Here is a 12,509-nt window from a genome sequence, read left to right on the forward strand (position 1 = left end):
AGACACATCCTAAAAGCCCAGCCGGCCAAAACGGCTCAGCGGGCGGATCCGAAACCACACAATGCCCCCTATCTGCTCCGCCTTCACATTGCCCACATTCACAAAGCGGCTGTCCTCGCTGCTCTCGCGGTTGTCGCCCAGAAGGAAATATTCATCCTCCCCCAGCGTGACCGGATGCTCGGCCAGGCCCGCCAGGGCCGCCCTCCTAAGCCCGTCCTCCGCCTCCAGGATCTGATCATTGACATAGACAACGCCGTCCCTTATCTGGATTGTCTCCCCCGGCATACCGATGATCCGCTTAATATAATACTTCCCCTTTTCCCCGTCCTTTTCAAAAGCCACAATGTCAAAGCGCTCCGGCTTCCTCAGATGGTAGATAATCCGGTTCATCAGAACCACTTCCCCCTGGGAAAGCTCCGGTTCCATGGACTGCCCTGACACGACGAGCTGCCGTCCCATGGCGAACACCACGAACCAGGCAATGGAGAGCACCACAATCACATCCACAATCCAGTTCACAACCAGCCTCACACGGCTGCTCTTCTCTTCCTGATACATCTAAGCTCCCCGCCCTTTTTATACGAAGATAAAAGGGACAATTTTCATTGTCCCCCTGCGCTTTATACCTCTTATTTTACAAGCTCTTTTACCTTGGCAGCCTTGCCGACCCTGTCTCTTAAGTAGTACAGCTTCGCTCTTCTTACCTTGCCCCGTCTCACAACCTGAACATCCACAACCGACGGGGAATGCAGCGGCCATGTCTTCTCAACGCCCACGCCGTTGGAATTCTTCCGCACGGTAAAGGTCTCTCTTAAGCCCCCGTTCTGCCTCTTGATCACAGTGCCCTCAAACACCTGGATTCTCTCACGGTTTCCCTCTTTGATCTTCGCGGAAACTCTCACCGTATCTCCCACGTTGAAGGACGGCACGCTCTCCTTTAACTGCTCTGTCTCAATCTTCCTGATAATCTCGTTCATCTCAGTGAACCTCCTTTAAAATCTTTGACGCTCTTAATGCCGCCCCGGCAACAGCGGAGCATCTCTTTATTTCACAGGGTAATAGTTTACCACAAAAATCCGGTAATTGCAAGTCCCGCTGCATATTTATGGCTGACCAATATATTTCTCCAGCAAATGCGACAGTTCCCGGATATCAATCGGCTTCGCCACATGCGCATCCATCCCGCATTCCAGGCACTTCCGGATGTCATCCGAAAACGCGTCCGCTGTCATGGCGATGATCGGAAGTCCCGCATCGGCCCGCGGCAGCGCCCGGATCGCCTCCGTGGCTTCATAACCATTCATCTCCGGCATCCGCAGATCCATCAGGATCGCATCGTAATAGCCCTCCTGGGAGTCCAGAAACATATCCAGGCAGATCCGGCCGTTCTGCGCCCAGAAAAGCTCCAGGCCAAGCTCCTTTAAGAGCTCCTCCGCCACCTCCCAGTTCAGCTCATTGTCCTCAGCCAGAAGGATCCTGCGCCCGGTAAAATCAATGCTTCGCTCGCTTTCCTTCTCCGCCGGAACGGTGTCCATATCAGCATACTTTTTAAGGCCGTGGAACAGGGTAGACTTGAACAGGGGCTTGGAAATAAAGCCGCTGACGCCCGCGCCCCTTGCCTGCTCCTCAATCTCGCCCCAGTCGTAGGCGGAAATCAGCAGAATCGGCACATTCTCTCCCAGGCGCTCCCGGATCCTGCGCGCCGTCTCGATCCCGTCCATGCCCGGCAGCTTCCAGTCCAGAAGAATGATGTGATAGCTGTCATTTCTCTGATAGCGCTCATCGACCATGCGCACCGCCGCCTCGCCGGACAGCGTCCAGTCAGCCGTGATTCCAATGGATTTCAGCGCTGACACGGTGCTCTCGCACAGCTCTCTGTCGTCGTCAACCACAAGCATCCTCCAGTCCGGCAGGAGCATGTCCGCCTCCTGGATATCCGCGATCTCCAGATCCAGCGCGATATGGAACTCGCTGCCTTTGCCGGGTTCGCTCTCCACATCGATCGTGCCGCCCATTGTGTCCACAATATATTTTGTGATCGTCATGCCCAGGCCGCTGCCTTCTGTCCTGCGGACGCGGGCGTTGTCCTCGCGCACAAAGGACTCAAAGATACGCGCCTTGAACTCCGGCGTCATCCCGATCCCGCTGTCCTTTACACGTATATGGATCTGCACGTGATCCTGGCTGATCTCGGACGGCTCCTCGTACATGGAAATCAGAATCCGTCCTTTCTCCGGCGTGAATTTGATCGCGTTGGAGAGCAGGTTTAAGAGCACCTGATTCAGGCGCACGCTGTCACAGTATACATTTTCCGCGGTAATATCGTGAATCACCACGTCGAACTGCTGATTCTTGCTGCGTATCTGAGGCTGGACGATATTGACGATACTGTCCATGACCTCGCGGAGAGAGATCTGATCCACATTGAGCGTCATCTTCCCGCTCTCAATCTTGGACATATCCAGCACGTCGTTGATAAGTCCCAGAAGATGCTTGCTGGAGAGGGTGATCTTGCGCAGGCAGTTCTGAACCTGCTGCTGGTTGTTGATATTTGCTGTGGCAATCGCCGTCATTCCGACAATCGCGTTCATCGGCGTCCGGATGTCATGGCTCATATTGGACAGAAATTCACTCTTGGCCCTGGCTGCCTGAACGGCTTCCTTTCTCGCCTCGTCAAGCGCGATCATCTGCTGGCGCGCCAGCTTTAAATATTTGGCGAACACAAGAATCAGAACCGCTACAATCAGAATACAGCCTCCCAGCGCCATCACCGACCACTGCCTTCCCAGCCTGTTGACAGACTGATCCAGCGCTCCATACGGCATAACGGTCAGAAGATTCCACTCCGAATACGGCAGATGGATGCTGTAAATATGCTGTCTTCCCTCATCTGTCTGCACAATCCCCGAATAACTTTCCCCCGCCTCCATGGCGGCCTCCAGTTTTTCGATCGTCATCTCGGGCGTCACTCCGTCATACGTATAGCTTGTCTCCAGGATGCGCTCAAAATACGTATCACGGCTCGCGTCCGCACTGCGGATGACGAAGCTGCCGTCCTTTCGGATGATATGCGAATAGACCAGGGAATCATTGACATCCAGGGACAGGGTAGTGCTGATATATTCCACCGGAAGACCCGCCACCAGAGCCGTGCACTTTAGCCCGCCGGACATCTCATACGTCGATGAAACGCCCAGCAGGACGATATTGTTGCCCTGTGCGTCTGTCCCGACGGCAACCTTCTTTTCTCCCCTGTTTAAGGAGTCCAGAAACGGCTTCGGATCCGTCACATGGACCGGGGCGCCGTAAATCATCTCAAACTGCCCGTCTTCCGAATAGAACGCAAGGTATTCAAAGCCCCTGGCCTTTGCATTGTACGTGAGCGATTCCCGAAGCTCTTCTCCTCCCTGGCGTTCCGGAGGTAAGCTGTCGAGCAGCGCCTCGATCTGTGACAGCCGCAGAATCATCGTTGTCCCAAAGTGGCGGGAAATCTGTTCGCTCATGCCCGACATATAGATATTGCCGATCTCACGGATGGTTTCCAGACTCCTCTTGTTCATAAAAAACGCCAGGAAGGAAAAGACCGCTGCGCAGAGAATCGTAACCAAGGCTGCGCTGCTCACCAAAAAACGCGATATTCTGTTCCGCACCTTAACTCTCCCCATTTTCTGTCTGGAACGCCCGGATCGCATCTGCGGTTTCCTGGTAATCCCGCTTTACCTCGTCCACAAGAGCGTCCGCCTCCGGCGTCCACCCGGACCGCAGCGCCTCCGCCAGGCGGCTGCTGGAATCGCCGAGCCTGTCAAAGCTCAGATTCTGGCACACTCCCTTGATCGTATGCGCCGCCCTGAAGGCTTCCTCATAATTTTTATCCTGCATGGACTGCTCCAGCAGGACGTAGCTCTGATCATTCAAAAATTTCAGTACAAATTTTTTGACAATCCGCTCGCTGCTTAAGCGGCCAAGCACCGCCTTATAGTTTCCTCCAAGCGCGTCATAGCATTCTTCCAGGCTCATCATATCGCTTTCCCTCCTGTTTTCTGTAACCGTCCCCATACCCGGCGGCCTTCATTCCTGTGTTATCCAAGTGTCACCCGTCGTCCCTGCCGTCCTCTTCATATACCTTATCGATCATGGAAAAGGTGACATTTCCCTCCTGCATCGATGTATCATAAAAGCAATAACGCCCTGAACCGCTGCGTTTCACGGTGTAAAGCGCGTGATCCGCCGCCTGGAACAGGCCCGGATAGTCCGTCCCGGCGATCTCCGTCTGCGCAACGCCCATGCTGAACGAGATCGGAAATGCCTTATACGTTCCAAGCAGTGAATGGAAGATCCGATCCATGATCGCCTCCAGGTTCTTCTCGTACTTTAAGAAAATCAGGAATTCGTCGCCGCCGATGCGGGCCACTATATCATTGCCCCGCACACTGCTCTTTAACTGATTGGCCGAATGTTTGAGCACCTCATCGCCAAACATATGGCCGTATGTATCATTTGCAGATTTAAAATCATCCAGGTCAAGAACCGCCAGGGCAAATTTCGCGCCCGGATCGTCCTTCATCTGAGAGACAATCCGCTTTCTCGCATGCTTGTGGTTCAAAAGCCCTGTCAGCGTGTCATGAGCCACCTCATGCTCCAGATGTTCAATCCGCAGGCGTTCTTCGTGGATATCAACCGTCTTGCCAAACGCGCCCATATACTTCGGCGGCATATCGGACGACCAGATCGCCCTGCAGATAAAGCGCGCCCACCGCTCAATCCCTCCCACGGACAGCTTGCACTCATACTGCACGTTCGGCTGCTCCGGCGTCGTGGCGCGCAGAAGCTTGCTGAGCCTTCCGATACTCTCCATATCCGCGATCGAGCATACCTGATCGTCATGCATGGGATCCATGATCATCTCCGGAAGCCCAAGCCGCTCCGCTCCCCACGAGGAGAGGCTGAGCATGGACGGAACCTCCGTATATTCAAACTGAATCTCCTCTGAAAGAGAGGCGAAAAAGCTGTATTTCATACGCTCATGCTCCAGAAGCTGGAGCGTGCGCTCCGAGGATGTGATCTCATGGCGGCGCAGAAGCTCCTCCGTGAGCTCCTTTACCCCTTCGGGATCCATCCTGGCCGTGTCCTGCTTAAGCTCCTCCGGAAGGCTTTCCGAAACCGCTGTCAGACATTCGAGCAGGAGCGGGTTAAACACGCCGCACTGGCCGTCCAGGATCATCCTGACCGCCTCCTCGTGCGGGATCGCCTTTTTATATACTCTCTCGCTGGTAAGCGCGTCATAGACGTCCGCCAAGGCCACGATCTGCGCCGAGATCGGGATCTCATCCCCCTTTAAGCCGTCCGGATACCCCCGGCCGTCGTATCGCTCATGATGCCAGCGGCAGATTTCATACGCCGTCTTCACGTGCGGTGAGTTCTGATGGAAGGGGAGCTGCCGCAGGATGTCCGCGCCGATCGCGGAGTGCGTCTTCATAATGGCAAACTCTTCCTCTGTCAGCCTCCCGGGTTTATTCAGAATCTTCCCGGATATGGAGATTTTTCCGATATCATGGAGCGCAGACGCTGTGCTGATCATCGAAATATCCGTCTGGGTGAGAGGATACTGATCCGTCATCGTGACAAGCTGCTTCAAAAACAGCTCGGTCAGCACACGGATATGCAGCACATGCAGGCCGCTCTCCCCGTTCCGGAATTCAACGATGTGGCTCAGGATATCCACCATCAGGCTGCTCTGCTTCTCTTTTTCATAGATCTGTTCCGTTACAAGATCGATCAGGCGCTTCTGCTTGGTATACAGAAGAAGCGTGTTGACCACCCTGCGGTGGACCACACGCGCGTCAAAGGGCCTGTTAATAAAATCCGTAACTCCCAGATCATATGCCCTTTCAATCTGAAAAGACGAATTTTCCGCTGAGATCATAATAACCGGAATATCATCAATCCAATGGTGCTGATCCATAACCATAAGAACGCCAAAACCGTCCATCTTCGGCATAACAATGTCAAGGAGGACCAGAGAAAGCTCGGTCCCGTACTTCTGCAGCGCCGCTACGGCCTCTGTCCCATCCTCTGCCTCAATAATCTCATACTCTGCGTCCAGCATTTCTGTTAAGATAGCGCGGTTCATCTCTGAGTCGTCTGCGATCAAAATTTTCTGCTTGTTTCTCATGAGTATCCTTCCTTAATTATTGATATCAATCAGCCTGATTAAGCCCGGCCGGAGGCAGGATTTACCACGCTGCGGGACAGGCTTTAACACATATTCTGCGATAAGCGGCCCGCGGCAGGCATAGCATTTTGCAAGAACAAAATTCTTCTTCATTATATATCCCGGCTATCCGTTTGTCAACTCCGCGCTTTTCTTGAGCTCCTCCAAAAACGCCTGCTCCTCTGGCGTCAGGGACGCCTGTTCAAGCAAATCCGGCCGCTCCTTAAGCGTCCTCTCTATCGCCTTCTGACGCCTCCACTGCCCGATATTTTTGTGGTGTCCGGACAGCAGCACCTCCGGCACGCGCCTGCCCATAAACGATTCCGGCCGCGTATACTGCGGGTACTCCAGAAGATTGTCGTGAAACGACTCAAACTCGGCGGAAACGTCGTTGTTCAGCACCCCGGGGATCAGACGGCTGATGCAGTCAATCATCACCATGGCCGGCAGTTCGCCCCCGGTAAGCACGTAATCGCCGATAGAGATATGATCCGTGACAATCATCTCCAGCACGCGCTCATCAATGCCCTCATAATGGCCGCACAGGAAGACCAGATCCTCCTCCTGCGCAAGCTCCCTGGCAATGTCCTGGTTAAACACACGCCCCTGGGGCGTCATGTAGAGAACCCTGGGACGCTTCCCCAGGCGGGCGGCCAGGGCCTCATAGGCGTCAAACACAGGCCCCGGCTGCATCACCATCCCGGCTCCCCCTCCGTACGGGGCGTCGTCCACATGATGATGCTTATCTTTAGAATAATCCCGGATATTGACCGCATCCACCCGGATCAGCCCCTTCTCCATCGCGCGGCCCGTAATGCTTGTATTTAAAGTCCCTGTCACCATCTCCGGAAACAGGGTAAGAATATGAAAATGCATGTATGTTCTCTCCACGGTACGTTCGTATACGTCACAGATCCAGAAGCCCGTCCATGATGTGGACCGTCACCTGGCCCTGTTCCAGATTCACATCCAGGATGCACTCTCTGATCGATGGGAACAGATATTCCTTTCCATCCCTGCCGTCAATGACATACACATCATTTGCCCCGGTCTGCAGGATATCCCGCACCGTCCCGAATTCCTCCCCGGCGTCCGTTACCACCGAAAGCCCGATCAGATCCGCTATAAAATGCTCGTCCGGCCCCAGAGGAACCGCGTCCTCGCGTTTCACCAGAAGATCCCGCTTCCGGTACGGCTCCACATCGTTAATCGAGTCCAGATCCTTAAATTTCAGGATCGCCAGGTTTTTAAAGAAACGAACCTGGCTTATCTCCACCGGAAGAAGCCCCGCCCCTGTATCGATCACAGCCCTCTTAAGGCTCTTAAAACGTTTCACATCATCCGTTGTGGGAAATACCTTTACCTCTCCCCGAAGCCCGTGGGTAGATGTGATCACTCCCACACGCAGAAACTCCTCCATCTCTTCCTCCTCATGCGCCTTTGCGCAGAAAAAAGCCGTCATCCTCACGGATCAACGGCTTTTTTGTTACTGAATCTCAACAATTACTTTTTTATTGTCCCTGGAAGCCGCCGCTTTCACGACAGAGCGGATCGCCTTTGCAATCCTGCCCTGCTTGCCGATCACCTTGCCCATATCGGAAGGCGCGACCTTCAGCTCCAGCACAATCTCGTCATCCTTCACCGTTTCCGTCACAGTAACTTCAGTTGGGTTCTCAACCAGCGCTTTCGCGATAATCTCAACTAATTCTTTCATAACCATTTACCTCACAGGCTGAGCTGGTTTACTGGATACCGGCGATTTTTAAAAGCTTACCGACGGTCTCGGTTGGCTGAGCACCTGTTGCTAACCACTTCTTTGCAGCCTCCTCGTCGAACTTGATCGTGCTCGGATCCGTATTCGGATCATAGTAGCCAACCTGCTCGATGAATCTTCCGTCTCTCGGGGATCTGGAATCTGCAACAACAATTCTATAGAAAGGCGCCTTCTTCTGGCCCATTCTTTTCAGTCTCATCTTTACCATCTTCATTCACCTCCCTTAAGTGTTCTTTCTATATAGATAATGCAGGCTGTACCTCTGCTCCCGTCCGCCCTCCGGCAGGCCGGAGCGTTCCGTAAATCATACAAACCGCATCATACTAACTAACTGTCCCGCGCCTAAAACGGCAGCTTCATCTTTCCAAACATGCCGCCCAGGCCCCCTCTGCGCTTTCCGCCTCCCATCATGCCGGGAAGCTGCTTCATCATCTTTTTCATCTCCCCGAACTGCTTGACCAGGCGGTTGACCTCCGCGATATCGACGCCGGCCCCTTTCGCAATGCGCTTCTTGCGCGACGGGTTCATCAGATCCGGATCTCTCCGCTCCTGCGCCGTCATGGACAGGATAATGGCCTCCACACGGCCCATGGCCTTTTCATTGCCGTCCAGATCCAGATCCTTTATCTGGTTCATGCCGGGCATCATGCTTAAGATGCTGGCCATGCCGCCCATCTTCTTGATCTGGTTCATCTGCTCCAGGAAATCGTTGTAGTCAAATTCCGCCTTTTTAAGCTTCTGGCCGAGCGCTTTGGCCTGCTCCTCGTCGATCACTGCCGCGGCCTTGTCGATGATGGACAGGATATCGCCCATGCCCAAAATCCTCGACGCCATCCGATCCGGATAAAACGGCTCCAGATCCGAGAGCTTTTCGCCCATGCCCACATACAGGATCGGCTTTCCGGTGACTGCCTTGACAGACAGGGCCGCGCCGCCCCTCGTGTCTCCGTCCAGCTTTGTCAGGATCACGCCGTCGATTCCGATCTTTTCCTCAAAGGCGCTGGCCACATTGACCGCGTCCTGCCCGGTCATGGCATCGACTACCAGAATCGTCTGGAACACGTCTGTATGTTCCTTGATCTCAACCAGCTCGTTCATCATATCCTCATCGATATGAAGACGCCCCGCTGTGTCGAGGATCACGACATTGTGCCCGTTTTTGGCCGCGTGCTCCACCGCCGCCCTGGCGATATTCACCGGCTTGTGGCCTGTTCCCATGGAAAATACCGGCACGCCCTGTTTCTGGCCGTTCTTCTGGAGCTGCTCCACCGCCGCCGGGCGGTACACGTCACAGGCTGCCAGAAGAGGGTTCCTGCCCTGTGACTTGAGCTTTCCCGCGATCTTTGCCGTGGTCGTCGTCTTACCCGCGCCCTGAAGCCCGGCCATCAGGATGACCGTGATCTCATTGCCCGGCTTTAAGGCGATCTCCGTCCGCTCCGAGCCCATCAGATCCACCAGCCCATCGTTGACGATCTTCACCACCATCTGCCCCGGGTTCAAACCGTTTAAGACATCCTGGCCGACCGCCTTCTCCTGTACGGAGTTGATGAACTGCTTTACCACCTTAAAGCTGACGTCCGCCTCCAGAAGCGCCATCTTCACTTCCTTAAGCCCCGCCTTCACATCGCTCTCCGTCAGACGCCCTTTTCCCGTCAGATTTTTAAATACGTTCTGTAATTTGTCCGCTAAGCTCTCAAAAGCCATTCAAAACCTCCCGTATCACTGCCGGAACGCCTTCCGGAACCATCTCCCGCCGTATGCCCCCAGAGGACTCTGAAATGCAGATATCTATCCCAGATTCAGGATATCATCGGAAATCTGTTCGATCTGTCTGATCAGATTTTGATCCTGACTTTTTTTAAACTCCTTTGTCAGGCCGTGGATCTCCTCCACCATCCGCCTGGTCTTCATGAACTTCTCCACCAGCTTCAGCTTTTCCTCGTAATCCTTAAGAATCCGGTCGCAGCGCTTAATCATGTCATGGACGCCCTGCCGGCTGATCCCCTGCTCCCTGGCGATCTCGCTGACAGAAAAATCGTGGAACACGACGTCCTCGTAAATCTCCCGCTGATGCGCGGTTAAAAGTACGCCGTAGAAATCATATAAAAATCCCTGTTCTACAATTCGTTCCATTTCTATCACCTGGGATAGCATACTACAAGATCGGGGCAGTGTCAAGTGTTTTTTCTTTACAAACTTTTGTTTGGATTTAATCCTTTTATTACGATATTTTTATTTTTTACTCCCTTAAAGGATTGATCACTAACCTGATTTTATATTATAATGCCATCAGGATAGCGAGTAAATACCATCCGGAGAAGTACGATGTCAGAAGCATTCGCCCGCGCAAACAGTTACACAGAAGAGGACTATTATAATCTGCCGGAAAATGTTCATGCCGAATTGATTGACGGCCAAATCTATTACATGGCAGCCCCCAGCAGGATACACCAAAAAATATTAAATGCTGTAAATAACACGATTTTCAATTATCTTCGTTCCAAAGGCGGCCCCTGCGAGGTCTGCCCGGCGCCCTTTTCTGTCAGGCTGTTTCCAGAAAACGATAAAAACGTGGTGGAGCCGGATATCAGTGTGATCTGTGACCCCGGTAAGCTGACAGACCGGGGGTGTACCGGGGCGCCTGACTGGATTGTTGAGGTTATTTCCCCCGGCAATTCCAGCCATGACTATGTGCGTAAGCTGAACCTTTACATGGACGCCGGGGTGAGGGAATACTGGATTGTAGATCCCCTTAGTACGAAAATCTTTGTTTATCATCTGGAGGAAACGAGCTTTAAGGCCGATTCTTACACCTTCCAGGATAAAATAAAGGTTTATATCTATGACGATTTGTGGATTGATTTCAAGGCTCTGGGCTTATAATCAGCCTCTCTTCAACCCCGCCGGATACAGTTAAGCATCCAATACCGGCTATGATATTGGATGCCTTCCCTTCTCTTTCCTTACTCTTTAAAATCCTGTTTCCTTCTGAATTTGTCACAGCATTGTCTCAAATCCCTGCCGGAACTGCCTGAAAGCAGCCTGTTTACGGTTGATCCTTTTGGTTGCTGTGAACAGCATTTTCGCTCTTCCTCTCCCTCTTGCGAATCTCCGGAAGAATCAGCCCCAGCGCGGTCAGTACAAACGGCGTCACGATATTCAGCGCGGTGGACGCCATATCGCCCTCCACATACATTCCCAGTATGCAGCAGGCCGCCGTCACCGCAAAACACCACCCGCCGGCCAGGTACGCAAACCACTGATGCTTTGTAAACCGGTACTCGGGCTTAAACCGATCCGCCGCCTTCCTGAGGGCAATGTAAGCGGCAAACACCCAGAGATAGCGCAGGGGCATGGTCACGGAATTCAGCTTCTGGAGCTGCGCCAGCACGGCCGCGGCCCCGGGCACAAAGGACTGGATCAGGATAATGCTGCCTGACAGGATCACAACCATCTTAATCCCGTTGCTGTAGGCCCCGTTCTTATTCTTTTTCAGAAGCCCGGAGGGAATAAACTGCCTCGCCTCTTCATTGTCCAGAAGCATGCGCAGCGGGGCGTCAATGCTGAGCACCAGGGTCGAGCACTGGGAAATCGTGTTGCAGGCCGCATAGATCATCATGAACAGGTTTCCCACATGATAGTATTCCCCAAGCCTCTGGAAGGCCCAGTAGCCCCCGTTTGACACATAGGAATTAAAGCTCTCCCTGCTCTCATTGATCACAGCCGGATCAAACATGCGGCTCATGGCCATGGTTCCCAGGAACGCGCAGGTCATAACCATCACCGCCAGGGCGATCATGCCCTTGGGAAAGCCCTTCGCCGGATCCTTCATCTTGTTTACATAGGGTGAAATCTTTTCACAGCCGCCCACGGCGAACACAAGGATGGACAGCGATGTAAAATATCCCACGTTAAACTGCGGGATCATGGTCTGAAGGCTCACATCCGCCTTCACATAGCTGGCTCCCGGATTGAGCGCCGGCGCCGCGAACATCAGCAGGATGTAGAGAAGCGACATGATGAAAATGCTCGTGCCGGCAATGGTCGCCAGCTTCTTTAAGGGGTTTAGGCCCCGGCTGGCCACCCAGCAGAAGAACAGGAACACGCCCAGCGTGGCGAGCTGTATCCAGGTGGTCGGCAGCGTGTCATACGTCGAACCGTTCTGGAAAATGAGCCAGCTAAGGGCTTTAAGCGCGCCGCTTCCCTTGCTCGCAATGTACGTCACATGGCAGGCCCAGTACGTCCAGCCCGCATAGTAAGCGCATTTCGCGCCGATCGTCCCGTGAATCCAGGAGCTGACGCCCCCGCCGGAATGCCGGAAGGTCGAGCCAAGCTCTCCCACCATCAGCGTATACGGGATAAAATACAGGCCAAACATCATAATCCAGCTGAAAATCACCTGCATACCGTTGAAATACACAAAGCCGTTTATGATATTCCCAAAGCCCCACACGGTGGAAAACGCCATCACAGCCAGCATATACCACTGAATATTCTTCCCCTTATTATCGTTCATGTTCCCTA

The 12,509-nt window shown here is 53.5% G+C and carries 14 protein-coding genes; 1 reads left to right on the plus strand and 13 read right to left on the minus strand.

Annotated elements, in window-relative coordinates:
• Nucleotides 1-9: 9 nt before the first annotated feature.
• The 12 genes from lepB to ylxM form a co-directional block, all read right to left on the minus strand.
• Nucleotides 10-558 carry a signal peptidase I gene (lepB, locus tag NFS31_RS00610; protein ID WP_251490485.1) on the minus strand — a complete coding sequence of 183 codons (549 nt, stop codon included), beginning with the start codon at nucleotides 556-558 and terminating at the stop codon, nucleotides 10-12.
• 71 nt (nucleotides 559-629) lie between these two features.
• Entirely contained in the window at nucleotides 630-977 is a 348-nt protein-coding gene (rplS, locus tag NFS31_RS00615; protein WP_160226571.1) for a 50S ribosomal protein L19, read from the minus strand.
• Between the two features lie 126 nt (nucleotides 978-1,103).
• The gene (locus NFS31_RS00620) at nucleotides 1,104-3,665 is read right to left on the minus strand and encodes a response regulator (RefSeq protein ID WP_251490488.1); all 2,562 of its coding nucleotides are present in this window, start codon (nucleotides 3,663-3,665) and stop codon (nucleotides 1,104-1,106) included.
• Nucleotides 3,652-4,020: an Hpt domain-containing protein gene (locus NFS31_RS00625; protein ID WP_251490491.1), complete on the minus strand. Its 369-nt coding sequence runs from the start codon at nucleotides 4,018-4,020 to the stop codon at nucleotides 3,652-3,654. Before NFS31_RS00625 ends, NFS31_RS00620 begins: the two co-directional genes overlap by 14 nt.
• Nucleotides 4,021-4,090: 70 nt before the next feature.
• Nucleotides 4,091-6,172, minus strand: a complete 2,082-nt coding sequence (locus NFS31_RS00630) for a GGDEF/HDGYP domain-containing response regulator (RefSeq protein WP_251490493.1) — start codon at nucleotides 6,170-6,172, stop codon at nucleotides 4,091-4,093.
• Nucleotides 6,173-6,184: 12 nt separating this feature from the next.
• Complete coding sequence (locus NFS31_RS00635; protein ID WP_251490496.1) at nucleotides 6,185-6,325, minus strand: hypothetical protein; 141 nt, start codon at nucleotides 6,323-6,325, stop codon at nucleotides 6,185-6,187.
• A gap of 12 nt (nucleotides 6,326-6,337) precedes the next feature.
• A complete protein-coding gene (gene trmD / locus NFS31_RS00640; protein WP_251490499.1) occupies nucleotides 6,338-7,087 on the minus strand; it encodes a tRNA (guanosine(37)-N1)-methyltransferase TrmD in 750 nt (249 codons plus the stop codon).
• A gap of 31 nt (nucleotides 7,088-7,118) precedes the next feature.
• Nucleotides 7,119-7,631 (minus strand): ribosome maturation factor RimM, encoded by a 513-nt coding sequence (rimM, locus tag NFS31_RS00645; protein WP_251490502.1) that lies wholly within the window; start codon nucleotides 7,629-7,631, stop codon nucleotides 7,119-7,121.
• A gap of 66 nt (nucleotides 7,632-7,697) precedes the next feature.
• Nucleotides 7,698-7,925, minus strand: coding sequence for a KH domain-containing protein (locus NFS31_RS00650; protein WP_160226562.1), 228 nt, complete (start codon nucleotides 7,923-7,925; stop codon nucleotides 7,698-7,700).
• 28 nt (nucleotides 7,926-7,953) lie between these two features.
• Nucleotides 7,954-8,193, minus strand: a complete 240-nt coding sequence (gene rpsP / locus NFS31_RS00655) for a 30S ribosomal protein S16 (protein WP_160226559.1) — start codon at nucleotides 8,191-8,193, stop codon at nucleotides 7,954-7,956.
• A gap of 134 nt (nucleotides 8,194-8,327) precedes the next feature.
• Nucleotides 8,328-9,689, minus strand: a complete 1,362-nt coding sequence (gene ffh, locus NFS31_RS00660) for a signal recognition particle protein (RefSeq protein ID WP_251490505.1) — start codon at nucleotides 9,687-9,689, stop codon at nucleotides 8,328-8,330.
• 84 nt (nucleotides 9,690-9,773) lie between these two features.
• On the minus strand, nucleotides 9,774-10,118 hold the full coding sequence (gene ylxM, locus NFS31_RS00665) for a YlxM family DNA-binding protein (protein WP_251490508.1): 345 nt from the start codon (nucleotides 10,116-10,118) through the stop codon (nucleotides 9,774-9,776).
• Nucleotides 10,119-10,310: 192 nt separating this feature from the next.
• Between ylxM and NFS31_RS00670 the strand changes: the two genes are divergently transcribed.
• Nucleotides 10,311-10,868: a Uma2 family endonuclease gene (locus tag NFS31_RS00670; protein ID WP_251490511.1), complete on the plus strand. Its 558-nt coding sequence runs from the start codon at nucleotides 10,311-10,313 to the stop codon at nucleotides 10,866-10,868.
• 163 nt (nucleotides 10,869-11,031) lie between these two features.
• Here the strand turns inward: NFS31_RS00670 and NFS31_RS00675 are convergent, their stop codons facing one another.
• Nucleotides 11,032-12,501 (minus strand): APC family permease, encoded by a 1,470-nt coding sequence (locus NFS31_RS00675; protein ID WP_251490514.1) that lies wholly within the window; start codon nucleotides 12,499-12,501, stop codon nucleotides 11,032-11,034.
• Between the last annotated feature and the right edge of the window lie 8 nt (nucleotides 12,502-12,509).

The sequence above is a fragment of the Otoolea muris genome (assembly GCF_943193115.1).
In the GTDB taxonomy this organism is placed as follows: domain Bacteria; phylum Bacillota; class Clostridia; order Lachnospirales; family Lachnospiraceae; genus Otoolea; species Otoolea muris.